The organism is Saccharopolyspora sp. NPDC045941 (assembly GCF_056431445.1).
The window spans coordinates 60,000-83,655 of the sequence record NZ_JBWKKU010000011.1 but is presented as its reverse complement, the minus strand read 5'-3'; the positions used below and the strand labels follow the sequence as shown (position 1 = coordinate 83,655).

Annotated in this window: 20 protein-coding genes; 1 reads left to right on the top strand and 19 read right to left on the bottom strand. The window is 65.6% G+C overall.

Translation table 11 applies throughout. From position 1 onward, the window contains the following. Positions 1–44: 44 nt before the first annotated feature. The 11 genes from AC07FN_RS11540 to AC07FN_RS11490 all read right to left on the bottom strand — a co-directional run bounded on the left by AC07FN_RS11540 (position 45) and on the right by AC07FN_RS11490 (position 13,571). A complete protein-coding gene (locus AC07FN_RS11540) occupies positions 45–389 on the bottom strand; it encodes a hypothetical protein (RefSeq protein ID WP_358611350.1) in 345 nt (114 codons plus the stop codon). Continuing rightward, positions 382–777: a YbaB/EbfC family nucleoid-associated protein gene (locus AC07FN_RS11535; protein WP_478395561.1), complete on the bottom strand. Its 396-nt coding sequence runs from the start codon at positions 775–777 to the stop codon at positions 382–384. The genes AC07FN_RS11540 and AC07FN_RS11535 overlap by 8 nt, the downstream gene beginning before the upstream one ends. Positions 778–797: 20 nt before the next feature. Further along, positions 798–3,956: a hypothetical protein gene (locus AC07FN_RS11530; protein WP_478395560.1), complete on the bottom strand. Its 3,159-nt coding sequence runs from the start codon at positions 3,954–3,956 to the stop codon at positions 798–800. A 2-nt stretch (positions 3,957–3,958) separates the two neighbouring features. Then, positions 3,959–7,243, bottom strand: a complete 3,285-nt coding sequence (locus tag AC07FN_RS11525) for a hypothetical protein (protein WP_478395559.1) — start codon at positions 7,241–7,243, stop codon at positions 3,959–3,961. 105 nt (positions 7,244–7,348) lie between these two features. Then, complete coding sequence (locus AC07FN_RS11520; protein ID WP_358390201.1) at positions 7,349–7,639, bottom strand: hypothetical protein; 291 nt, start codon at positions 7,637–7,639, stop codon at positions 7,349–7,351. A 25-nt stretch (positions 7,640–7,664) separates the two neighbouring features. After that, on the bottom strand, positions 7,665–7,955 hold the full coding sequence (locus AC07FN_RS11515; RefSeq protein WP_358611340.1) for a hypothetical protein: 291 nt from the start codon (positions 7,953–7,955) through the stop codon (positions 7,665–7,667). A gap of 11 nt (positions 7,956–7,966) precedes the next feature. Continuing rightward, a complete protein-coding gene (gene eccB / locus AC07FN_RS11510; protein ID WP_478395558.1) occupies positions 7,967–9,325 on the bottom strand; it encodes a type VII secretion protein EccB in 1,359 nt (452 codons plus the stop codon). A gap of 44 nt (positions 9,326–9,369) precedes the next feature. Then, positions 9,370–10,788, bottom strand: coding sequence for a type VII secretion integral membrane protein EccD (gene eccD, locus AC07FN_RS11505; RefSeq protein WP_478395557.1), 1,419 nt, complete (start codon positions 10,786–10,788; stop codon positions 9,370–9,372). 443 nt (positions 10,789–11,231) lie between these two features. Then, complete coding sequence (locus AC07FN_RS11500; RefSeq protein ID WP_478395556.1) at positions 11,232–12,365, bottom strand: NAD(P)/FAD-dependent oxidoreductase; 1,134 nt, start codon at positions 12,363–12,365, stop codon at positions 11,232–11,234. Continuing rightward, positions 12,358–12,552, bottom strand: coding sequence for a cucumopine synthase-related protein (locus AC07FN_RS11495; RefSeq protein WP_478395580.1), 195 nt, complete (start codon positions 12,550–12,552; stop codon positions 12,358–12,360). The genes AC07FN_RS11500 and AC07FN_RS11495 overlap by 8 nt, the downstream gene beginning before the upstream one ends. An 89-nt stretch (positions 12,553–12,641) precedes the next feature. Next, on the bottom strand, positions 12,642–13,571 hold the full coding sequence (locus AC07FN_RS11490; RefSeq protein ID WP_478395555.1) for a glutaminase: 930 nt from the start codon (positions 13,569–13,571) through the stop codon (positions 12,642–12,644). A 493-nt stretch (positions 13,572–14,064) separates the two neighbouring features. Here AC07FN_RS11490 and AC07FN_RS11485 point away from each other — a divergent pair, with 493 nt between their 5' ends. After that, positions 14,065–15,201, top strand: coding sequence for a PTS transporter subunit EIIC (locus AC07FN_RS11485; RefSeq protein ID WP_478395554.1), 1,137 nt, complete (start codon positions 14,065–14,067; stop codon positions 15,199–15,201). Here the strand turns inward: AC07FN_RS11485 and AC07FN_RS11480 are convergent. From AC07FN_RS11480 to AC07FN_RS11445, 8 genes are all read right to left on the bottom strand, one after another. Then, positions 15,188–15,823, bottom strand: a complete 636-nt coding sequence (locus tag AC07FN_RS11480) for a DUF742 domain-containing protein (RefSeq protein ID WP_478395553.1) — start codon at positions 15,821–15,823, stop codon at positions 15,188–15,190. The two genes, AC07FN_RS11485 and AC07FN_RS11480, sit on opposite strands and share 14 nt — an antisense overlap. 324 nt (positions 15,824–16,147) lie before the next feature. Next, entirely contained in the window at positions 16,148–16,768 is a 621-nt protein-coding gene (locus tag AC07FN_RS11475) for a helix-turn-helix transcriptional regulator (protein ID WP_478395552.1), read from the bottom strand. A gap of 182 nt (positions 16,769–16,950) precedes the next feature. Beyond that, complete coding sequence (locus AC07FN_RS11470; RefSeq protein WP_478395579.1) at positions 16,951–17,379, bottom strand: SsgA family sporulation/cell division regulator; 429 nt, start codon at positions 17,377–17,379, stop codon at positions 16,951–16,953. Positions 17,380–17,608: 229 nt separating this feature from the next. Continuing rightward, the gene (locus tag AC07FN_RS11465) at positions 17,609–17,965 is read right to left on the bottom strand and encodes a hypothetical protein (protein ID WP_478395551.1); all 357 of its coding nucleotides are present in this window, start codon (positions 17,963–17,965) and stop codon (positions 17,609–17,611) included. A gap of 315 nt (positions 17,966–18,280) precedes the next feature. Then, positions 18,281–19,135 carry an ATP-binding cassette domain-containing protein gene (locus AC07FN_RS11460; protein ID WP_478395550.1) on the bottom strand — a complete coding sequence of 285 codons (855 nt, stop codon included), beginning with the start codon at positions 19,133–19,135 and terminating at the stop codon, positions 18,281–18,283. Then, complete coding sequence (locus AC07FN_RS11455) at positions 19,132–19,536, bottom strand: GntR family transcriptional regulator (protein WP_478395549.1); 405 nt, start codon at positions 19,534–19,536, stop codon at positions 19,132–19,134. The genes AC07FN_RS11460 and AC07FN_RS11455 overlap by 4 nt, the downstream gene beginning before the upstream one ends. Before the next feature lie 55 nt (positions 19,537–19,591). Continuing rightward, complete coding sequence (locus tag AC07FN_RS11450; RefSeq protein WP_478395548.1) at positions 19,592–20,872, bottom strand: hypothetical protein; 1,281 nt, start codon at positions 20,870–20,872, stop codon at positions 19,592–19,594. A 562-nt stretch (positions 20,873–21,434) separates the two neighbouring features. Then, positions 21,435–22,730: a nickel pincer cofactor-dependent isomerase, group 22 gene (locus AC07FN_RS11445; protein ID WP_478395547.1), complete on the bottom strand. Its 1,296-nt coding sequence runs from the start codon at positions 22,728–22,730 to the stop codon at positions 21,435–21,437. Positions 22,731–23,656: the final 926 nt, after the last annotated feature.

Here is a 23,656-nt window from a genome sequence, read left to right as displayed (position 1 = left end):
AACCGCCCCTTTTAGCTTACCTAACCCAGTACTCGTGCCAACAACTACGACGCGGCCGAACCGGCATCACCATCGGCTTCGTCCAGCTTAAATGCGGTGCCTCGCGCTCTTTCCCCGGCGTCCCCTATCGCATAGTCCAACCGATCCAAGAAATTCAGCGCGTACTCCTGACCGGGAACCACGGTCCCCAGCCAAATTTTGACGAAATCATTACCGCTGGCTCCCTTATAGCCTCCGGAGCCATCCCCAGCACCGTCGAAGACGTTGCCGTACGCACCGAGAGCGTTGGAGAAATCGCTCATGAGGTCCCGCGCTTCGTCAGCAACCCTCGAAATGTTGACCGCGCCGCCTGCCAGCGCGGAAGGATCTGCGGCGGTACGGTCACTCATTGAACGACTTCCACATCTTTTCGACGTCCGGGAACAGCGCTTCGATGTCCGGCTTGCCGGAGAACAGCTCCGGAATGTTCATGCCCTCCGGCGCCATCGCGGCCGCCAGCTCGGTGACGTTCTTATGCGCCTTCTCCTGCGCGCCGGTGACCGCCTCGACGATCGCCGCACCCAGCTCCTTCGGCGACAGATCGCGCCAGCGATCGCCGCGGAACACCACCTCGGTGAGCCGGCCCTGGCCGTCCACCGTGGCCTTGATCATCTTGTTCTTGGTGGTCGCAGACTCCCGGACAGCCTGCATGTCCTCGACCGCGCCGGAGATCTTCTCGCGCTGCTCGTTCAGCTCCGCGAGGAGCTTGGACACTTCCTCGTCGTAGTCCGGATCCATCGGACGCTCCCTTCTGCCGTTTACCCCGTCGACTTGGCGGACTCGGCGGAGTTCGAACCCTCTGCTGACTCCACGGCTTCGGGGGCCCCGGTGGTTCGCTTGGCCGGCTTGCCGGGCCCGGCGGAGTTCGAACCCTCTGCTGACTCCACGGCTTCGGGGGCCCCGGTGGTTCGCTTGGCCGGCTTGCCGGCCTTGCCCTTGCCGCTGGACGCCTTGGCCGGAGCGTGAACGTGGGTCGGGACCGGTGCGTCGTCCGTGACGCGGTGACCGCCATCGGGGCGACCGATGACCCCGTCGCCCGCTGCCAGGTGAGCGCCCCAGATCTCTTCGTCCTCGGACAGCCAGGTCTGGCGTTCCCGTTCGCGGTCACCGTTGCCGCCGCCACCGCCCATGCCGCCCATGCCACCCATACCGCCCATCGGCGGCATCATCGGCGGCATCATGGGCATACCGCTCCCGGCTTGGCGCTGGTCAGAACCGCCACCGCCGGCCCCATCACGGGAACCGCCGCCGAGGTCGCCGGACCAGTCGGACCACCCCTCGCCGCCAAAGCCCGAGCCGCCAGCGGTAGCGAAGTTCGCTCCCTCGCCGAAGGAAGACTGACCACCTCCAAGGCCACCGGCGCCTGGCAGGCCGGAGCCACCCCCACTTCCGGACGGGAGGTTGAGCTCCGCATGTCCCCCACCGTCCGAGGGCAAGCCCGAACCACCGTTGCCACCCTTCGGCAGATCCAGGTTCAAGCCGCCGCCATCGCGACTACCCGGGAACTCCGGCACGTTGGACTTCGGCGGATTGAACTGCGCAGTCGGATCCTCCGGCTCCCAGCCTTGCCCACGAGGACGATCCAGGTTCAAGCCGCCGTCATCCCGACTACCCGGGAACTCCGGCACGTTGGACTTCGGCGGATTGAACTGCGCAGTCGGATCCTCCGGCTCCCAGCCTTGCCCACGAGGACGATCCAGGTTCAAGCCGCCGTCATCCCGACTACCCGGGAACTCCGGCACGTTGGACTTCGGCGGATTGAACTGCGCAGTCGGATCCTCCGGCTCCCAGCCTTCCCCGCGAGGACGATCCACGCCGTCGAAGCCGCCCTCGCCGGGACGGCCACCACCGAATGGCGCGTTGAATCCCAAGCCCGGCGGCCGCCGGCCCGATCCAGGGTTCGCACCGCCACTGCCCGGAACCCCGCCGAACGGCGTCAGCGGTGTTCCGCCGGACCCTTGACCGTTCGGGTCCGAAACGAAGGGATCGAAGCCGCCCCCGCCAGGCTGGTTGAAGTTCAACCCGCCATTCGGATCAGACCCGCCGCCAGGCGCATTCAACCCAAACCCAGGACCACCAGACCCGCCACCAGGCTGGTCGAAATTCAACCCGCCATTCGCATCAGACCCGCCGCCAGGCGCATTCAACCCAAACCCAGGACCACCAGACCCGCCACCAGGCTGATTGAAATTCATCCCGCCATTCGGATCAGACCCGCCGCCAGGCGCATTCAACCCAGACCCAGGACCACCAGACCCGCCACCAGGCTGATTGAAGTTCAACCCGCCATTCGCGCCGGATCCACCGCCGCCAGGCGTATTCAACCCAAACCCAGGACCACCAGACCCGCCACCAGGCTGGTCGAAATTCAACCCACCGTTCGCGCCAGATCCACCGCCACCCTTGCCATCGGGGTTGAATTTCAGCTCGGGACCGTCACCGCCACCCTTACCGTCGGGGTTGAATTTCAGATCAGGACCGTCACCGCCACCCTTGCCGTCGGGGTTGAATTTCAGCTCGGGACCGTTGCCGCCACCTTTACCGTCGGGGTTGAATTTCAGCTCGGGACCGTTACCGCCACCCTTACCGTCGGGGTCGAATTTCAGATCAGGACCGTTACCGCCACCCTTGCCATCGGGACCGCCGCCCGCGGTGCCGATTGTCGGTGGCGTCTTGTCATACACGTCCTTAAACGGCGGGTTGGCGATGAGAAAGACCTCTTCCAACCGCGCGGCCGCTTTCCGGGCAGCTTCGTTCAGCGGCTGCAACTGGGCACGCACGGACTCACTGACAGCCTTGTTGATCCAGGCCCATCCCAGCTCGGATCGCAAGTCGGCTTTGAGGCTCGTAATACCTTCCGGCAACGGCGGAGGGGTCCAGGTGGTACCTGGTGCTGGCCCCTGCCCTACCCCATCTGGCGTATGAAGGGTTAGACCCTTACCTCCTGAACTGGTGCTGGAATCATACGACGCCAGCACGTAGTCGATGTACTCCAGACCCTCGGACTTACTTCCAAAATAGGGCAGGACGTAATTGGGGTCACCGGAGACGAGGCCGGATCCCGTAACATACGCCCAAACGTTCTTGACCACCAAGGTGAGTGCGTTCTCGATCGCGTTGACCAGTCCGCCACTCACACTGTCCCACGCCGTCCCCATCTCGTTGCCGAACAGGAGCAGTCCGGACGTCACGTCGGCGAGCCCTTCTGCCGGCGACGGGTTCCGGTGAGTAATCTGCTTGTACAGGTCATCCAACACGAAGTTGATCTGACGGACATGACCTTGGATGGCATAAGCCGCGCGGCCTTTGAACTCCGCGTCCGGGCTGTCGAGCCTTTTGATCCATCCCGCAGTCTTCTCGCGCGCTCCGTCCAGCCAGTTCACGTAATGTCTGATCATCCCCACGCCGTCAGCGGCTTGCACCCAGTCGACAGTGCCGACCCGAGCAGCCGTGACCTGTGGCATGTAGCTGTCGATCTCTCCGACGGCCGTGTGCCAGTCCGCCAGCAAAGCGTCGTTGTAAACTACCCTGAACCAAGGTTTGTCGGTCCAGTTCTGGGTTGTGTAGGAGGTGGCAACACGCCCCCCCGCTTCCCCATCGGTGGAGAACTGGAGCCAGCCCTCCGGCCCGCCGCCGGTGTCCAGGATCTTGTTCAGGTTCTTGCCCACGCCGGCAATCGTGAACAGAATCTCCTCGTAGGTCGCACGGGAGAGGTTATTCCGGCCATTGGTGACGTCCGGGTCGACGATGTTGCTTTGATTGCCACCGCTATCTGACCCGCCCTGGCCGTCCGACTCGCCATTCGAGTCGTTGTTGCCGCTGCCCGACCCGTCCTTCGACTCGTCGTTGCCGCTGCCCGACCCGTCCTTCGACTCGTCGTTGCCGCTGCCCGACCCGCCGTTCTCGTCGTCCGCCACGACTACATCCCTCCAGAACCTTGGCCGCCGCCACTCATCTTCCCGCCACCAGAATTAAGGTCCGGGAATTCGGTGACAAATTCATTCAGACTGTAGTTCGCCAGATCGTCGGTGTTTTCAAATACTTCGATGGCCCACCGCATCGCGTTGACAACAGTGCTCAGTCTCTGTCGAAGCGCCTCATTGGCAGTTTCCACTGAGCCACCGAATTTCGACGCCCGAGCATTCAAATCTTTGGCAGGTTCCCACTGCGTATCCCGCGGCTGAGCCTTAAAAGTACCATTCAGCTCGCCATACCTGGAAGTCGTGGCGTAGTCGATCAGACCGTTCTCAACATCGTGCAACGCCCCCAGCAGCTTGAGCCAGTCGTCCTTGTTGAATCGGAGGTTGCCTTTGCCATCGGCGGCCTTGACGGCTGGCAACGGCTTCGGCTTTCCGTCCTTGCCATCGCCGCCCTTACCATCGCCCTTGCCGTCGCCACCTTTGCCATCGCCCTCCTTACCGTCACCGCCCTTACCGTCACCGCCCTTACCATCGCCCTTACCGTCGCCACCCTTGCCATCGCCCTCCTTACCGTCACCACCCTTACCATCGCCGCCCTTACCATCGCCGCCCTTACCATCGCCGCCCTTACCGTCACCACCCTTACCGTCACCGCCCTTACCGTCACCACCCTTGCCATCGCCACCCTTACCATCGCCTTCCTTGCCCCCACCGCCCTTGCCATCGCCCTCCTTGCCGACCGGCGTCGGCCCACTGCCGCCTCGGGTAAGCGGCCCATCCCCCTGACCACCACCAGACGAACCACCAGAACCACCACCGCTGCCCTTACCGTCACCCACCTTGGCCTTCGGCGCTTCCACAGCCACGCCTCGGGTAAGCGGCCCATCCCCCTGACCACCAGACGAACCGCCGGAACGACCACCAACACCTTCCTGGCCCCCAGCACCGCCCTTGCCGTCACTCTCCTTGGCGCCCGCCTTATAAAGCGTCCTCGGCTTCAGCGGCCCATCCCCCTGACCACCACCAGACGAACCACCAGAACCACCACCGCTGCCCTTGCCATCGCCCACCTTGGCGACCGGCATCGGCCCACTCACGCCTCGGGTAAGCGGCCCATCCCCCTGACCACCACCAGACGAACCACCAGAACCACCACCGCTGCCCTTGCCGTCACCCACCTTGGCCTTCGGCGCTTCCACAGCCACGCCTCGGGTAAGCGGCCCATCCCCCTGACCACCACCAGACGAACCACCAGAACCACCACCGCTGCCCTTGCCATCGCCCACCTTGGCAACCGGCATCGGCCCACTCACGCCTCGGGTAAGCGGCCCATCCCCCTGACCACCACCAGACGAACCACCAGAACCGCCGTTGCCGCCACCATCGCCTTTGCCGTCACCTTCCCGGCCCCCAGAACCGCCCTTGCCGTGACTCCCCTGACCACCAGACGAACCACCGGAACCGCCGCCGTCCCCAGTCCTTTCCTCGCGCGGCGAGTGAGGCTTGACGCCCTGCCGGCCTTCGCCGGGGAGCGAACCGTAGGTCGGGAGGCCGTGGAATCCTGGCGGCGGCCCGTCCGAGTTCGGATCCTGGATCACCAGGGGATGCTGAGTGCCTTCGGTGCGAGCCGTTCCGTCCGGCGCGCATTTCGGTCCGCCGAACTCGATCTTGCCGTCTTTGCCGAGAACGACATTGCCGTCGTCGAGCAAGGGCGCCTTGTTCCGCGGACCAACCCAGCGCAGGTCGCCGTTGGGCATCACAAGCAGTCCGGCGGTTCCGTCGTCTGGATTGCCCGATCCTGGCTTGCCGGACGCGAAAACCTTGGTCGGGTCGCCCTCGTCGTGCCCGTTGTAGAGCGTCTGGACGTCGCCGTTTTTTCCGATGCGGGCCTCGTACGGGCCGTTGTCCAGCAGCGGGGCGTCCTTCGGGTCACCAACCCACTTGAGCTTCCAGTTGCCGTCGCCGTTGACCCAGGCCAGGCCCGACTCCTCAGGTGAACCAGACGTGCCGTTCTCCGGCTGGACCGAGTGGACCGGCTTCACCAGCGTCGTCGGCTCCGCCGATGGGAGCGCATCCCCCTGACCACCAGACCGGTCGCCGAAATCCGACCGCTCATCACCGGTGAACGGCTCCCGCTCGCGATAACCGGACGGCTCCGCCGATGGGAGCGCATCCCCCTGACCGCCAGACCGGTCGCCGAAATCCGACCGCTCATCACCGGTGAACGGCTCCTGCTTGTGATAACCAGCCGGCTCGGCTGACGGGAGCGCGTCCCCCTGGCCACCGGACCGGTCGCCGAAATCCGACCGCTCATCACCGGTGAACGGCTCCTGCCTATGATGACCAGCCGGCTCTAGCCGATCCCCATGTCCAGACCGATCGCCGAACTCCGACCGCTCACCAGCAAACGGCTCCCGCTCGCGATAATCGGCCCGAAAGACCTCCGGAGGGGGGTCGACGACGATTTCGCCTTTGTCCCCGAGGCTCACGTGGCCGTCTGGCGTCAGAGGAACGTCGTCTCTCGGTCCGACCCACCGCAACTCACCGTTGGGCATGGCCATGAACCCGGATTCATCGGGGTGGCCGCCAATGTGCAGATCCCGGCTGTCAGCAGAGGATGGCTCATAGTACGTCGCGTTGGAAGCACCGTCGCGGTCCGCTGGGTTGTAGGACTGCTCAAGCTCGCCGGATACATTGAGATGCACTTCGTATGGGCCGTTGTCGAGAAACGGCGCATCCTTCGGGTCACCGAGCCACTTGAGTTTTTCTTCTCCGCCCTCATTGACCCAAGTCAAGCCTTCGTCGTGCGGTGTCCGGTGCGGGGTGTCATCCGGCCGGGGCGCCGACCGATACGGCTCCTGCACGTCGGGATCGTGCTGCGCGACATGGTGCGCCGGCGTCCCGTCCACACTCCTTCGAAAGGACACGGGAGTCATCGCCGGCCCGGGCATCGCCGGACTCGCGTCGGGAAGGTTCTGCCCGGCAAAGTGCGTCGGCGTCCCGGCCACATGCCCTGGCTGAGACAAGGGAAACTGCGGTTGCGAATTCGAATCCGGCGTGAAATGCGGGTCCGGGGTGTCATCCGGCAATTCCGCCTGAGACGTCTCGTCCGGATGCGGCTGCTGCGGCGCGTTGGGACCGTGCTGCCCGGGAGTCAGCACCATCCCCCTGTTCGGCCCCAGACCATCCAGCCGCGGCTCCGGCTGCGGCTCGCCGGTCGGCCGGTTCAGGCGATGGTTGTTGCCACGCCCCGGAAACTTGCCGCCAGCGGGGTCGTCAGTCATGGCGGAGGGTCCTTTCTGCACGCGAGTCACTGGAGGGGCGTGGAATTGATGAGGAGGATGACCGCGGGCCCACCGAAGCGGGCCCGCGGCCGAGGGGAAACGGGACTACATGGACATGATTTTGGCGCCCATGTTGTCGCCGTCCTTGAAAATGTCGTGCACCTTGAACGACTTGGTCACATTGTCGTTGAAGGCTTCCGACATCTTGGCGTACTGCTGGTTCCACTCCCTCTGGAGCGGACCCCACAACTCCTCGGCCTGACCCTGCATACCTTCCGGAACCTTTCGCAGGCCCTGGTTGAGTTCCTCGATGATGACCCCGGCCGCGACGTGGCACTGCCGGAGTTGCTCGTTGAGGTCCATGTAGCCGTCGTGGTTGATGTCAAATCGCGACATGGCTATTCCCCTTCCTTGAACGAGATCAGCGGGCGGCGGCGTCGGCGTCGCCGCTGGCCTGCGTGTTGGTCTTGCCGGTCTCGACGACCTTCATGTTGAGGTCGTCCAGCGCCTTCACCAATTTCTCGAAGTGGCTGTTCCACTCGGAGAACCTGGTGGTCAGCATTCCACCGGAGGTGGAGTTGTTGACCAGTTTAATCTGGTCGGTCATCTGCCAGACCTTCTGCTTGACGGTCGTCATGTTGGTGACCGCTTGGTTGGCGGCATTGATACCCACCGCCAGTACGCCGGAGTCGTAGCCGTATTTAGGCGCCACGGGAATCTCTCCTATCCTTGTTGAGCACCATTGATTTTTTCGAGCACTGGCCCGGTTGGCAGCAGTGCCAGCAGATCGGCTGGAACCAGCCGAGCCGTCTCGACAGGGAGGCCAAGAGCGCTGGCCGCATCGGCGTCGACCACCGGGAACTTGGCTCCCGCTTCGGTGATGAGGTAAATACCCGCACCAGGAACATCCGGCGCCGGGCGAGTGCGCGCCAGGAAGCCGGCGCCAGGGATGACCTCCACCCGGTCAGCCACGCGGCCGTCGCGCACCACCCCCGCCGTCTGATTGCTTTGCGCATCGCCCTGCGGCGGCGGTGCCGTCACCAACCTCGCCTGCGACTGCTCCCACCGCACGCACGGCACGCGCCCCGCCAGATCCGGTGGTTTCGGCGGCTGCGACGGCAGCGCGGACTGCCACACCGGCGCGGGCAGCACGTTCTGCGTCGCCAGCTCCGAGGGCGTAATGCGCACGGCCTCTCGCGCGGGCGATGCCGGGTCGGCGCTGAGCAACGCGGACACGGTCGAGGTCACCGGGACCAGGCCGTTGCCCGCGGTCACGAAGTAGTTGTTCCCCACCGCCTCGGGCACGACTATCAGCTGCCCGACCACGGTTGGCGTCCCGTTGAAGCTGGGCCCCGCCTTGCTCGCGTCCCGTTCGACCGGCGGCGAGCCGATGTCCGGACCGGACGGCAACGTGTTGAGCCACGACGAATCCACCGCGAGAGCCTTAGCCGGGTCGAGCCCGAGCGCGCGCGGCACCCATTCGGCCGCGATCCGCAGCCGCGTGCCCTGCCACGCCAGGTACATGTCACCGCCCGCGGTGACCAACAGCGCCTGGTCGTCGCGCATGCCGGAGACAGCTGGTCCCGCGCCGACCGTCACCGACAGCTTGGTGCTTTCGTCGGCCCCCGCGCACACGGTCCACGGACTGTCGGACGACCCGGTGGGGATCGCGTCCGGTGCACCGAGGATCCCGATCGGCGCACCGCGCGGCACGTCCGCGAGGTCGGCCGTCTTGACCGTGACGATCTTGGGATTGCTGCCGACGAGCAACCGCGCGGACGCCTGGTTCAACACCGGCCGCAGCCGGCCGTTGACCATCATGAACCGGTTTCCGGTGTCCTCGGCGACAATCAGCGTTCCCGGCTCTCGCCACCCGTCGTTGCCGCCACCGATGTTGGTGAACAGGTTGACCACCGCAACGATCGCGGTCACCAGGATCCCGATGACGATGCCGACGGCGAGCCCGACTCCGGTGCGCCGCAGCGGACGCTCCGGCCCGTCCGGGTCAGTACGCAAGATCGCCGAGGACAGCCTGCCCGCGACGAAAGAATAGGCGTCCACTTGGTCTCGCCTGGTGTACATCCCTCACCTCCCAATCCCGGCACGGCCGTAGGCATGAAAATGGTTCAGAGCAGGGAAGCAACCCAGCCATAAACTCCAATCACGGAGAGCAAAATGGGCAGCACGGCCAGCGCGCAGATCCACTGGAGGATGTCGCCCCACCGGCCCCAGCGCGGAATCAAGCGCTTACCGGGCAACGTGTGCGCGGCGGCCACGGCGAGACCGGCCAGCGACAGCAGCCCGAGCAGCACGCCCATCCGGCCGACCACCGGCATGCTCGCGCTCCAGCCGAGCATCAGCACTGTCAGCCCCATCCCGGCAGGCACCAGGGCGGATACTCGATGCCAGATTCCGACGACCTCACGGGCCTGCAACAACAGCAGCACGCTGATCAGCGCCGTCAGCAGGATCGTGTCCCACTGCACGACCGACCCCAGTGCGATCAGTCCCCCGGTGCACAGCCCGCCGAGCACACCGAGGATCGAGGTCAGGTGAGTGTCGCTCAACGACGCGCGGTCGAGGACGCCCTCGCCCGGCAGCGGGTCGAGGCCCTCCTGGAACTCGTCCTGCGTGGTGGGTACCGGCTCCACCGACAGCCCGCCCAGCCATGCCGATATGTTCGGGGCTGCCCTGGTCAGCGCGACCGCGAGGATCGTGACGATCGCGGCCGTGGACGCGCCGTCCAAGCCGACGAGCACGGTCAGCACGCCGCCCAACGCGGTGAGCACACCACCAGCGGCCACCGCCTGGAACGCCGGCTTGGCCGTCTTCAGCGACACCCGGGCCAGCACGGCAGAGACAGCGATGGCCACCCCGGCGGACAGAACCCCCGGCCCGTCGAGCCACGCCGGCGGTGCATCAGCACCGGGGAAGGCCAGCCCACCCACGGCCGCCGCGAAGACTCCGACTCCGGCCAGGGTCACCGCCTGCCCGCCACTGTCGCGGACGTACAGCGACATGCCGGCGGCTCCGGCCAGAAGCAGCAGGCTGACCGTGGCCGCACCGATGGCGATCCCCGTCCCCGTCGCCGCGAAGGTGCAGACGAAGATGGCCAGCAGCGCGCACACCGCAGCGGTTGTCATGCTGGTGTAGTAGGTGAACGCCGGGCGCCAAGTGTCGCCGCGACCAGAAAGTCCAGTGTGGACACCATCGACCAGGTCGTCGAAGTCGGCTACCGGCAGCTGGTCGTCGCGCGGTCGCAGGTAGAGCATGTCGCCGTCGTACAGCCCGGCCTCGGCGGTGCCCTTGTCCTCGTCAAGCGGCTCCTCACCGAGCCGTTGCAGCACCCAGCCGCCATGTTCCATGCCCGAGGTGGCCAGCGTGGGATCGAGATGGCCGAGCACCGTCGGCATGAGGTCTGCTATTGCCACGTGCGCAGGAACGGCCAGTTCCACGCGCGAGGACGGGCCGATGATGATCAGCCGGCACATCTCGCTGGACCCACCCGAACCCTGGACGGTGGTTGCCGTGCTCGTCGCCTCCATGACAAGCACACGTTTCGCCGGACGTGGCTGGTTCAGAAGAACCACGATGATCCGTCATCCCGCGGCCAGGGGCCTTCTGCTGCCGCGCAAGAACAAGCGCAACAGGCTGTCGTGGAGTTGGCCACGCGGCGGTGGGATGCACTGGACGACACGCGATCGGGCAATGCGGGACGGCGATCGGCCCACGGTCGATCCACCCACGGAATCTGGACCGCGGTGGCCCGCAGGCGGATCCGGACCGCGCTCACCTTCAAAGCGCCCCAACTCGCACAAGAGCGGGAGCGGTCCATGACCGCTCCCGCTCCTTCGTTTCCGGTCCTCAAGGCTCTTCGGCGAGTGCCTTGGCGGTGTCCACGATGAACCAGCGGATCGCCAGCACGACGACCAGCACCGGCACGCACATCAACGTCACACGCCCGGCCGGGACGTCGAACCACATCGCTTTAGGTCGGTAACCGCTTCGCGGCAGGATGAGGTTCGGCGTCGAGCCGGATGGGCGAGAACGCTTTGAGGTCAACAGCCGGCTGCTGTCCCAGACAGAGGTCGCGGATGATCTGGCCGGCCATCGGCGCCTGGCACAGCCCGCGACCAGAGAATCCCGCCGCGTAGAGGAAGCGCCGGTGGCTTCCGCTGCCCTGGCCGATGAACGCCGTGCGTTGTGGCGCGACGTCCAGCGAGCCCGTCCAGGCGGTGTGAAGTTCGACGTCGCGCAGGCGTGCGTATCGCTTGGTCAATTCCTCAGCGACGGCACGGTGCCACAATGCTCGCTGGTCACCGCCTTTCGGTATTCCTTCCAGACCGATCAGCAGGGCGTCGCCGAGACGCCGCACACGCAGTGCGGAGCTGAGATGCAGGGTGAATGGAAGTGTCATGTCCGTCGCGATGGGACCGGTGGCCATAAGTTCTGAGGGCTGTGGAGTAACAGGCAGTGATACACCCGTCATCGCTGCGACCCGACCGCTCCACGGGCCTGCGGCGCACACAATCGCATCAGCGACGTAGTCTCCGTTGGTGGTGGCGACACGACCGCGCACGGCGTCCACACCGATGACCTCCATGCCGGTGAGCAGACGGACCCCGCGCCTTTGAGCGGTTTCCGCGTAGCCATGCATGATTGCTTGCGGATTACAGGAGAACGCCTGCGGCGACCAGACGGCCGCCACAATATCCGCCGGATCGAGGAAGGGGTTGCGCTGGCACGCTTGCGCGGCCGTGATGAGTTCCGCCTCCACACCGACGGCACGCTGCGCGTCAAGTTCGCGCCCAAGGGTTTCAACGTCCTCGCCTCTTGTGAGCACAACCAGAAACCCTGTTTGCTCCAATTCCGGATCGACTCCCGTCTCGGCAGCAAAACCTCGATACTCGGCCAGGCTACCAACAGCCAACTCTGAGTCTGCAACTCGCCGAGGGAAGTAGCCGCGGACGACACGCGCCGTCTGCGCTGACGTGCCGGATCCTAGATCACTTTGCTCGATAAGCGTGACCTCGATCCCGGCCTGGGCGCAGTAAAACGCGGCCGACAATCCAATAACGCCTCCACCAATGATGATGATGCTCGAGTAACTGTCCTCAGACATGACTCGACCGCCCGCCCGCCGACCGGTAGTTCCACTTGCTCGGCTCCAGTTCCCAGGGGAACAACTGCAGGTTCCACGCCCCCAGAGTGTTGACGTAGAGGGCCATTTGCTCCATCAGCGCGATGAAATCCTCCCGCTCGGTGACGGCGCCAAGCGCGCTGACGACCTGCTGGGTGAGTTCCCACAGATATGCCCACCACCCCTAGCCCTGATCACTCGCGGGAAGGTGCCTAAGGCCAACCGGGCGTCCCGGCATACTCTGACCGGCGGATCCCGTCAGAAGACCGACCATCCGGTCATCGTGGTGAAGTGATCGAGCGCGGCCACACCGGCCACGGAGTTGCCGCGCTTGTCCAGCCCCGGGCTCCACACCGCGATCGCGCACCGGCCCGGCACGATCGCGAGGATCCCGCCGCCGACCCCGCTCTTGCCCGGGACGCCGACCCGGTAGGCGAAATCCCCGGCGGCGTCGTAGGTCCCGCAGGTGAGCATGATCGCGTTGATCCGCTTGGCCTGCCTGCACGTGAGCAGCTGCGAACCGTCGCGGCGGACACCGTGCGCGGCGAGGAACAGCCCCGCCAGGACCAGGTCGCGGCAGCTCATCTCGATCGAGCACTGCCGGACGTAGTGGTCGAGCACGGTCGCCACCGGGTTGCGCATGTTGCCGTAGGACGCCATGAAATGGGTCAGGGCCAGATTGCGGTCCGCGTGGGCGGCTTCGGAGGCGGCGACCTCCTCGTCGACCCGCAGAGCCGCGTTACCGCTCTCGGCCCGCAGGAACGCGAGCAGCTCCCCGGTGGCGTCGCCGACCAGGGAGATCAGCTCATCGGTGACCGTCAGCGCGCCCGCGTTGATGAAGGGGTTCCTGGGAATCCCGCGTTCGTGCTCCAACTGGACCAGCGAGTTGAAGGCGTTTCCCGACGGCTCCCGGCCAACGCGCCGCCAGAGCGCCTCATCGCTTCCGGCGAGCAGGAGCGCGAGGGTGAAGACCTTCGAGATGCTCTGCATCGAGAACGGCGTCTCCCAGTCGCCGACCCCGTGGACGCCGCCGTCGAGATCGGCGACCGCGATGCCGAAGTGGCCGGGGTCGACTCGCGCGAGCGCCGGGATGTAATCCGCGACCGTTCCGGCCCCGCGCAGCGGGGCGACCTCGTCCGCGATCCGTTCGAGCAGCTGACTCAACTGCCCAGCGATCTGCTCGGCCATATCCTCATTGGACTGGCGCGGGTTCGTGCGAACGCACGCACTGGCCACATCTCGCACTAAACTCTCCTCGCGTGCCGGATGTAGCGCGCCAACACGGATCGAAGGTCACGCGAGTGTTGATCGTTGACGTCGATATCGAACCAGGAACGTATCACCAGACAATCCTTCCGCAAACCTTACCAGGCACATGATCTCAAGATCACTCTCAGGGACCGCTCCCCCGGCTCCCGCACGCACCAGGCCGGCGAACAGGGCGAATTTGAGCGGAATCCAGCGAGGGCGTCAGGTGATCCGCAGCCACGCAGCCCGGCCGATCCTGCCCGAATGAGCGCTATCGCGGCACGCGAATACGTCATCTGCCTGAACAGGCACACTTGCCGGAGAAGGACGTGCACTGTTGTGACGTTTCCGTTCCGGCCCGGAAAAACGTGGTGTTTAATCCCGGAGATCCCAAACGCGTCCAGGTCACAAAGGTGGCCCGAGCGAGTACGCCATGCAGACCTTCTCGATGTCAACGATGACCTGGGATGTGCTCACAGCGATGTCACGTATCAACGAAGGAGCTTCTTCGAGCCGGGAGATCGGGTCGGCACTCCGACGATGGGGCGGGCATCTGGCCAGCATCGTGATGCCCAACATCGGGGCGTTCATCGCATGGGGCCTCGCGACCGCATTGTTCATCCCCGAGGGATGGCTGCCCAACCCGACGCTGGCCGTGATCATCCAACCGATGATCACAACGCTGCTGCCAATCCTGATCGGTTACACCGGGGGCAGGGTGGTCCACGGGCAACGCGGCGGTGTCGTCGGCGCGGTCGCCACACTTGGCCTCGTGGTCGGGGCGAATACCCCCATGCTCCTTGGCGCCATGCTGCTCGGCCCCGCTACGGCACTGCTGATGAAATGGTTCGATCAAGCCGTGGGCGCACGCGTGGGTCCGGCCTTCAAGATGCTCGTGGACAACTTCAGCGCGGGCATCATCGGTGGCAGCGTGGCGATTCTGGGCATGGTCGGGATCGGGCCCGCGATCAGCGGGCTGGTCAGAACGCTGGCCGACGGAGTGCAGGCGCTGATCGACCTCGGCCTGCTACCACTGGCAGCCCTGATCATCGAACCCGGCAAGGTGCTGTTCCTCAACAACGCGATCAACCACGGCGTCCTGGGCCCGCTGGGTGTCACCGCACAGGCGGAGAACGGCAAGGCGATCGAGTTCCTGTTGGAGACCAACCCCGGCCCTGGGCTCGGTATTCTGCTCGCCTGCACGTGCTTCGGGTCTGCTCCGGAACGGGCCAGCGCGCCAGGCGCGTTGGCAATCCACTTCCTCGGTGGCATTCATGAGATCTACTTCCCCTACGTCCTCGCCAAGCCGCAGTTGATTCTGGCGGCCATCGCAGGCGGTGCGGCGGGGATTTTCACCTTCATCGCCACCGGAGCGGGACTGTTCGCGACTCCTTCTCCCGGAAGCATCATCGCACTGATGGCAGTCACACCGCGGGGTGGCCACCTGAGCGTGATCACTGGTGTGGCGGTGTCGGCCGCCGTCTCGTTCGTCCTCGCAGCTTTCCTGATGAAGGCCGGACGGAAGAAGACCACCGAATCACCCCGGACCGACAGCGTCACGCCAGCTTGAGCAACCCTTCGTACACCCGCTGCAGAGTCTCGAGGGAAGGACCTGCACCGCGATTCGACGCGCAGCCGTGGATGACGACCAGTCCGGCCTTGATGGCGTCGCCGATGAGAACGCGAGCGACGGTCAGGGGAATCCCGAGGCGGGATGAGATCTCGGCAACCGAATGCGGTGACGCGCACATCGAACGGATCTCGTCCAGATCAGGGTTGATCGACGTGCCAGCAAGCCGTTGCGAGGTTGCGGACACCAGCGTTTCCACCCGGAACTCGTATTCGGGCTCGGCGCGGCCGCCGGTGCGGACGTACGGGCGCAGCATCGCCACGCTGGGCCCCGATTCCTCGGCCTCGGCGAAAACGGTTGCTCCGGTCTGCTCCGCTGGGTCGCGTTCAGGCCGATCGGTAGCAGCGGCCTGGTCCGGTTCGCGAGTATCGGGTGCCGCCTCGATCGGCTCGGCCGGTTGGTCGTGCATTTCCTGGTCCGGCTCGGACGCATCTCCGTCGCCGGCCTCCGGCGCGGCGGGCCGTGGCTGGAACTGGTGGTCGGCCCATTCCTGGTAGTTCCCCCAGCCGCCGAAGGCGAGCGGGTGAAACGAGGGGCCGGTGTTCTTCCTGTGCGAGCTCATGACAACTCCGGGATCATGAGGCTCGAATGTCGTCGAGCAGCGAATGGGAGCGCACCGGTCAGGTGGGTGCCGGAAGAGCGTTGCCCGCCAGTGGCAGTGCGGCTGCGTCGATCACCACAACATCTGATGCCGCTGAGGACGGTACGTGCGAATTCTGCCGATCACAAGCCGATCAGCCACTGCCGTGGCAGAATCGTTCCCTAGGGGCTTTCTCGTTCGCAGCGAACAGACTCTCCGACATCAGTGAGCGGATGTCAGCAGTTCTTGCCCATCCGTACTCCGCCGCGGCGACCGAACGGGCAAGAGACCATGAGCACTCGCGTTTCAGATCATGCCGGCACGCATCGCGTAGGCGACGGCATGCGGCCGGTTGCGCAAATTGAGCCTGTTGGTCATCCCGTAGATGACGTTCTTCACGGTGCGCTCCGAGTAGGCCAGCTTCTCGGCGATATCAACGGTATCCAAGCCATCGGCCAGCAACCGGACGACATCAAGCTCGCGAGGCGTCAGCCCGGAAACGCTGATTCCTCGCGGCGCCAGAACGTCCTGCTTCAGCCGAGCGAACTCGCGGAGCAGCTCTCCGATCAATTCCGGCGGCAGCACTCCACCTCCGGTCGCGGCGACCTGGATGACCTTTGTCAAGTGCTCCGCGGTGGCGGCACTGCGCGGGACCACCGCCGCCGCACCACATTCCACCGCCGCAAGCAGACCAGCCGGATCCAGCTGGTCGATCACCAGGACTGCACGACGCTCGAACTCAGCGCCCAAGGCGCGCAAGGCGGTCACGCCATCAGTCAGCCGCGCGGCGGCCAGAACGACGACGTCCACCTCTGCCAGGTCTCGATCCGGCACCACCAACACCTCGGCGCGAGAGTCGAGATGGCTTGCAAGACCAGCATGCGTGATGGCATCTGAGGCAAGCACAGCCACGCGAACTCGTTCCATCGCACACTCCCGTGGTTTCTATCTCTGCACCGAACAATCTGCCGGCGCCGACTCCACAACGTCTCTACGTATTCTCTAGATCAGCTGGGCACAAGTAAATTCGCACACCCCGCGGTGCCGCCTCGAACCGCCCCGCGACATAAGGCGTCGAAACTGGCACCCCACGATTTGGTTTATGCCGATCAGTGCATATCATTCTGCAGTAGTCGGCTCAGTTCCTCATCGAAGCTCATCCAGTGGTTCTCGCCACCGGGCGCGACGACGTCGTAGGTCTCGTTCAGGAACTCCGCCAGTTCGGCAGCGGGCGCTTCGAAGGTGGCCTGCCCGTACGGCGAGCTCAACGCGATGACGACGAGATCGTGGTTGCCGGGTTTGGGGATGATCTGCACGTCACCCTCGCCACTCGCAATGACCAGCCCGTCCGCCAGCAAGTCTCGGGCGATCAACCAGTCGACCTGACCACTCATCCCCGCGCGGAAGCTGATGTTCACCGCGTACGGCTCACGGCTGTCGTACCGCAGCTCCACCCCAACCGGCGTCTTCACGTCTGCCGGGGCCGTCAGGTGGAAAACCGCGGTAGAGCGGATCGTCTTGTGGTTCTGGCTGCTCATCATGCCTGCGCTCCTCAATGTCGGATCCTGCACGACACACAGCATGGCCGCCCTGGATCTACAGCTTCTTCACGACGTCTTCAGCTCGTCGCAAGCCACCGACGACCGCCCGCCGCAAGCCGCGGAACAGCTCAGCAGGCCAACCCGCCGACTGCTGCCGGCGGAGTCCGGGTGGCAGTAACTCCCGGACTCCGCCGGCCAAACCGCACGCTCGGCGTGCCGTCCCGAATCAGGCGAAGGCGCACTTCACAGTCGGCGCGTCAGCGGTCCCTCCCGCATTGCAGACCAGCGTGCGACCAGCCTCGAGCGGGCCATAGGCGTTCACGACCTTGCCGTTCACGGAGAACCGCACCGTCGTGAAGCCCTCGGCCTGCCTCTCGCGGGTGGAGTTCGGCTCCACGACGGAGGAGAAGCCGTCGCCATTGCCGTTCACCACGGTGTACTCCAGCGCGTAGCCGGCCGAGCTGATCCGCAGTTCCGGCACGTTCTCCGCTGGCGCCGCGGCAGCGATGCCGCCAGTGCTGGCAAGTGCTCCCGCAGCCAGCAGTCCAACGATCATTTCGCGCTTGCCAAAGGTGAAGCCCATGTTCACTACCCTTCTGAGTCATTTCACTAGTTATCTAGTGAAATGAAGGAAGACTAGCAGTGGTGCGGATAGCGGACAAGGCCGGGTCTGGGAAAGCGGGGCGAAAGGGCACCGACTGGATGGATCACGTTGGATCACGCCAGCAGACGCCTCACCAGGAGCAGAACGAGCCGTCAGCAGCACGGAAGCGGGCTCCCGCAGGGGGCGAGCCGACGCGGCAACACGCAACGAATCCGCCGCCGGTGTCCCGAAAACGACGAAGCCCCGCCAACCCCCGGTTCGGCGACGGGGATCAGCGGGGCTGGCGAGCGGTTCTCAGGCTCCCGCGCGCTCGCGGCCGGCGCGCAGGTAATCGGTCACGAGCGATTCCAGGTCCGGTTGCCGAGACTCCCAGCCCGGGGCGAGTATCCCGGGGGCGCGCACCAGCATCCGCTGCTGCCGCCCGGATTTCCTCGCGCGTACGACCGTCCCGATCTCCGGGGGCCCCGCATCGGCGGGCCCCACCAGTTCGCAGTGCTGCTCCAGGAGTTCGTCGACGTCGCCGTCCAATCCCACCCGTCCCCCCTGTAGCAACAGGAGGTGATCGCACACCTCCCGCAATTCGCCGAGCAGGTGCGAGGAGATCACCACCGTCATCCCGCGGTCCGCGACGTCGGCCATCACCAACCTGATGGTCTCGTCCCGGGCAAGCGGGTCGAGGTCCGCAAGCGGTTCGTCCAGCAGCAACAACCTCGGCAACCGGCCCAAGCAGAGCGCCAGTGCTAGCCGGGAGCGCACGCCCGGGGACAGCGATTCCACCCGGGCGCCGACGTCCAAGCCGTCGATCGCGGCCAGCGCCTCCTCGACTCGCTGCCGCGACCAGCGGCGGTCCATCTTCGCCACCGCGCGGACCATCTCCGCGACCGTGAAGTCGCCGTACAACGGGCGGCGCTGCGACAAGTAGGCCGCGTCAGGATGGATGCGGCCGCGGACCTCGTCGCCGAACACCCGCACGGCACCCGACGACGGCTCGACCAGGCCGGCCGCCAACGCCAAGAACGTGCTCTTGCCCGCACCGTTCGCACCAACCAGCGCGACCACCTTGCCTTCGGGGAGCTCGACCGTGCAGTCCTCGATCCCCCGGCGGCCGCCGTAGCGTTTGGACAAACCGATGGTGCTCAGCGCGCTCATGATGGGTGTTCCGGTCCTCCGGTCGGGAAGTACTCGTCACGGACAGCAGCGAGCAGCGCATCGACCTCTTCGACCGTGAGCCCGCCGCTCCTGGCACGGCTCATCCAGTCCGCCAGGTCGCGTCGCATCGGGGCTTCGACCGAGGTGCGGTCGCTCGCCAGCGATCGAGTTACGAAGGTACCGACCCCGCGCCGAGCCTCCACCAGGCCGTCCCGCTCCAGCTCTCGATACGCCTTCAACACGGTATTCGGATTGACCGCCGTGGCCTCCACCACCTCGCGCGCAGTGGGCAACCGGTCACCGGGCCCCAGCAGGCCCAACCGCATGGCCTGCGTGACCTGCTGAACGATCTGCATGTACGTGGAGACCCCGGAGCGACGGTCGATCCGGAACTCGATCATATCGCCCAGCATAAGGGGCGGCCATCGCCGAAGGCGCGCGCTCCACGCAGCGTCATCAATGCTGTTTGCGCAGCGCCCACGCGGTTCCTCCCAACAGCAGGACCGCAACCACGCCGAGGACGCCGAACTCGATCAGCTGCAGTATCGGGACGTACGAGGCCGGGACCACTTCGGCATACTGGCCGACCACCCCGTGCTGCGCAAAGCACTGAGCCGGGTCGAAGGTCGAGACTGGAACATCGCCCCGCGAACCGCACACGGCGGCGTTGAAACCGCCTTTCGGTATGGTCCGCCCGTCGGCACCCAGGTAACCCACCTGGACCACCTTGTCCACACCGGACTCGGGAGCACTCATCGGGTCGGCCGAGGTTCGCAGCTGCGACGGCAGCAGAGCCGGTCCCGCCAATCCGACGGCACCGCGCACCGCCACCAGCCCGGCCAGGGTGCTGATCATCGCCGGCAACGACCGCCCCAGCACCGTCCCCAGCAGCGCGCCCACCGCGTAGCCGAAAAGAAGGTGGACGGCCGGCATCCACCCCGTGCTCTCGAAGTTCAGGAACGAGAACGAGCCGTTCACCAGCGGCCCCATCAGCCCGGCATCCGCGACCCAGGAACTCACCAGCAACTGCAGGACCACCAGTACGGCCAGCGAGGGCACCACCAGCATCACCAGCTTGGCCGCCATCCAGCCGACCCGGCTCACCGATTGCGCGAACGCCAGCACGTGGGTGCCGTGCTCGATCTCGCGGGCGAACAGCGGCGCCCCGCTGAACACCCCCAGCAGCACCGGGAGGACCACGATCACGAGTTGGCCGACTCTGAGCAGATCGAACCACTCGTCGCGGAAATCACTCACTCCGGTCGGGCAGCCCGGGCCCTGGACCCCCACCGCGAGGCACCGCTCCAGCCCCTGCGCCTGAATCTGCTGCGACATGCTCGTATGCAGCACCAGGACCGCGACCACGCCGAGCAGCAATACCGCTGCCATCAGCAACAACTGCGCGCGGTGCTGCCGCCACGCCACCCAGGTCATGCCGCTACCTCCACGTTGTCCCTGCGCATGTATGCGAGCGCGATACCTTGCTAAAAAAATACTTTCACTAGTTATATAGTTCTTTGCGGTAGAAGTCCAGCCCAGGAGAAGCAAGGCCCCTGAAACACCGCGCCGCCTGGCGGCGAGCCAGACGGCCGGGTCCGCACCGTCACGGCCGTCGATAAGGTCGACCGGCTTGCGCGTGTCGAGGTCGACCATGACAGTGCCGTAGCGGTGCCCGCGGCGGACGGCGAAATCGTCCGCGCCCAGCACCGCGACCGGGCCGATCGGCGGTTCCGGCATAGCTATTGCTGCCCCTGAAGAAATCGGCGCGCCCACAGGTTTGGGCGAAACGCCGCCGACTCAGCGTCCAAACCTGTGCAGCGGGCGGGGTCGGCCCTAGAGTGCGGTGACGAAGATCACCGGATGCTGGACGGGTTCTGACGAGTCGCCTCGGTGCCTCTGTGCCGAATCACTATTGCTGCGGTCGCATGGAAATTGCGCCGTGAAGCTATGCCGGAGAGATTCGGCTCCGCAATTGAGCGTTTTTCATCCTGGCCGGTCCGCAGCCGCGGGCCGTGAAGCTGCACGTCGACGGGGTGTCGCATGCGCCTTAGGCGCATAGCCCAGTCCAGGGAGCCTCTGTAACTCCCGCAGGGGCCGCCACCCGCACCGCCACGCAAAACGAGGATGGAAAAACCTCATTTGAATAGGGTAGAAACGGATCTACCCGTGTGGGCATGAACGTATTCCCGTCCAGATCTGCTGTCAGAAATCCTCGATTCCTCGCTGCACGGTCCGTGAGCGCTGCTCCGCGCCGTAGTGCTTGGCGCCGGTCTCCAAGGTCCCGACCCACCGCGGTCCTTCAGCGGGCGGCAGGGAGGGGCTGGAGGGTTCCCGTGGCGTCGAAGTCCCAGTCGTGCGGCTCGCCGAGCGTGACCATGTCCGGGTGGTCGGCGACCTCCTGGGCGTAGGCCTCGGAGACCTCGATGCGGGGCATCGACAGGGTGTTTCGGATGCGCACCACCTTCGCCGGTCGTTCCGCGGGGCCGCGGGACATGTGCAGGGCGGCAACGATGGCGTCCCGGTCGTTGGCCAGGGCCATCGGGATCCGGGCGCTGTCGGGCAGGCCTGCGGTCAGCGAGTTGGTGTAGAACGAGCCGAACTCGATCTGGTCCACGCAGCGCTGAGTGGTCACGTCCGCCAAGCCCAGGCCACAGGCGTTGCCGTTGGTGTGCTCGGTCAGGCCCAGCACCACCAGCCGCTTGATCGGCACCGCCTTGAACTTGTCCGCGTTGACCTGGGCGCGGCCGGTGATGTTGGGGTCCATCCCGGTGCCGCTGATGTCCTTGCCGATCTCGTCGACGACCAGCACGTCGATGTCGGACATCAACAGCCTCGGCATCAGCTGCTTGGCTTCGACCAGCAGTTCCGCCTCGCGTTCCAGCAGTTTCGCGGTCGGGACCAACTCGATGCGGGCGACGTGCTCGTAGGCGTTCTCCACCACGGCCATCCCGAACTCGATCGGGACCACGCCGAGCATCGCCTCGGCCACCGCCGGGATGAGCGTGTCGAACGCAGCCATGCCGTGGGCGTGCAGGGTTGTCGCGCCGCGGTGCTTGCCCAGGCCGATGGCGAGCATCTTCGCCAGACCGCTCTCGTGCGTGCCCCGGAAGTCGGTGTGCGGCTTGACCCGGCCGAGCACGATGACGCTGTCGGCCTGGGCGGCCTCGGCGTCGAAGTGCACCGGGGTGCCGTCGTCCAGCTCGGCGACCACGACCGTCTCCATGGACGAGACGATCGGGGCGCCGATGCTCTCCTCGGTGATCCCGTACTCGGCCAGCACCTGCCGCTGGCCCTCCGCGGTGCCGCCACCGTGGCTGCCCATCGTGGGCACCACGAACGGCTTGGCGCCACAGCCGATCAACGCGTCCACCAGGGTGGCGACGATGCGATCGATCCGCGCCACTCCGCGGCTACCCGCGGTGATGGCGATCCGCTTGCCGCTGACCGGCTGGTTGCGGTCGTGCTCGGCGACCTGGCAGCGGATCGCGGCTTCGAGGTCCTCGACCGCGTCGGCGGCGAACCGCTGCTCGATCGGGATCATCCTGGGGAGTTCGATGTCGGCTCCGGCCAACCGGACCTTCTCGACGTTGAACATGCGTCCCATCCTTACTAATCAGTCACGGCCCGGATCGTGTTCTCAGAACCCGCCGGTGGTTGCGCTGCTTGCGCGGGTGCAAGCGGTTGGCGCCGCTTCACAAGGCGTGGACGGCATTCGCCGAAAGACTCTCAGTCACTCGGTGATTCCTCTTCCTGGCAAGTCAGCCCGGCGGCCATATCCGGGCGATCCACTTAATTGATCAGGCATTCCCCTGGCCGGCATCACTCAGATCACCTCACCTGCACCCTGCACCGCATCGCCGCCGACCGCACCAGAATCCCGCCCACAGGGCTGCCGGGACCAGCCCGGACCGACTTCGACGATCTCGCCTGCCCGAATGGACACGTATCGGGTGTCCATTCGGGCACGGCCATAACTGAACGGTATCACCCTTGTCGGCAAAAGAGTCAGAATTCGCCACGAAATTTGCGATCAACAAAATTTCGTCCGATTGGCGGCAGAATCAATACCACAGACGCAACACCCGGGGTAGACCGATTTCCGCAGGCCGAAAACGGAGCATGTGACCGGACACGGAGGCCGAGGAGCACCTAAAAACAATTCTCTGGATGCCGCCAGACCTTCCTGGCGGTCCCGTTGCCTGCAAGCGAATCGGCGATCAATGGCACTCATTTTCTCTGAACAATACTTGCGCGAAGCGGCGTGATCCGCAACGAAAGAAGAACACCATGCTCTGGAACGACATATTCGTCAGCGGCACCGGCCGGTACCTGCCGCCCCGCGCCAGCGCCACCGACCTCGTTCGTGACGGCACGATCGACCGCCAAGCACTCGAGATGTCCGACTTCGAGTCCTTTACCGCCTCGCACGGGTTCACCGCTGCGGAGATGGCCGCGAGCGCAGCGACCGACGCCCTCCGCCGCTCCGGGCACCAGGGTGCCGACATCGCCACGGTGATCCAC

Excerpts from the sequence above, each read along its gene's own strand:
- AC07FN_RS11540 (WP_358611350.1), bottom strand. The coding sequence starts at position 389 with ATGAGTGACCGTACCGCCGCAGATCCTTCCGCGCTGGCAGGCGGCGCG.
- AC07FN_RS11535 (WP_478395561.1), bottom strand. The coding sequence starts at position 777 with ATGGATCCGGACTACGACGAGGAAGTGTCCAAGCTCCTCGCGGAGCTG.
- AC07FN_RS11525 (WP_478395559.1), bottom strand. The coding sequence starts at position 7,243 with ATGACTGACGACCCCGCTGGCGGCAAGTTTCCGGGGCGTGGCAACAAC.
- AC07FN_RS11520 (WP_358390201.1), bottom strand. The coding sequence starts at position 7,639 with ATGTCGCGATTTGACATCAACCACGACGGCTACATGGACCTCAACGAG.
- eccB (WP_478395558.1), bottom strand. The coding sequence starts at position 9,325 with ATGTACACCAGGCGAGACCAAGTGGACGCCTATTCTTTCGTCGCGGGC.
- eccD (WP_478395557.1), bottom strand. The coding sequence starts at position 10,788 with ATGGAGGCGACGAGCACGGCAACCACCGTCCAGGGTTCGGGTGGGTCC.
- AC07FN_RS11500 (WP_478395556.1), bottom strand. The coding sequence starts at position 12,365 with ATGTCTGAGGACAGTTACTCGAGCATCATCATCATTGGTGGAGGCGTT.
- AC07FN_RS11490 (WP_478395555.1), bottom strand. The coding sequence starts at position 13,571 with ATGGCCGAGCAGATCGCTGGGCAGTTGAGTCAGCTGCTCGAACGGATC.
- AC07FN_RS11485 (WP_478395554.1), top strand. The coding sequence starts at position 14,065 with ATGCAGACCTTCTCGATGTCAACGATGACCTGGGATGTGCTCACAGCG.
- AC07FN_RS11480 (WP_478395553.1), bottom strand. The coding sequence starts at position 15,823 with ATGAGCTCGCACAGGAAGAACACCGGCCCCTCGTTTCACCCGCTCGCC.
- AC07FN_RS11475 (WP_478395552.1), bottom strand. The coding sequence starts at position 16,768 with ATGGAACGAGTTCGCGTGGCTGTGCTTGCCTCAGATGCCATCACGCAT.
- AC07FN_RS11470 (WP_478395579.1), bottom strand. The coding sequence starts at position 17,379 with ATGAGCAGCCAGAACCACAAGACGATCCGCTCTACCGCGGTTTTCCAC.
- AC07FN_RS11465 (WP_478395551.1), bottom strand. The coding sequence starts at position 17,965 with ATGGGCTTCACCTTTGGCAAGCGCGAAATGATCGTTGGACTGCTGGCT.
- AC07FN_RS11460 (WP_478395550.1), bottom strand. The coding sequence starts at position 19,135 with ATGAGCGCGCTGAGCACCATCGGTTTGTCCAAACGCTACGGCGGCCGC.
- AC07FN_RS11455 (WP_478395549.1), bottom strand. The coding sequence starts at position 19,536 with ATGATCGAGTTCCGGATCGACCGTCGCTCCGGGGTCTCCACGTACATG.
- AC07FN_RS11450 (WP_478395548.1), bottom strand. The coding sequence starts at position 20,872 with ATGCCGGAACCGCCGATCGGCCCGGTCGCGGTGCTGGGCGCGGACGAT.
- AC07FN_RS11445 (WP_478395547.1), bottom strand. The coding sequence starts at position 22,730 with ATGTTCAACGTCGAGAAGGTCCGGTTGGCCGGAGCCGACATCGAACTC.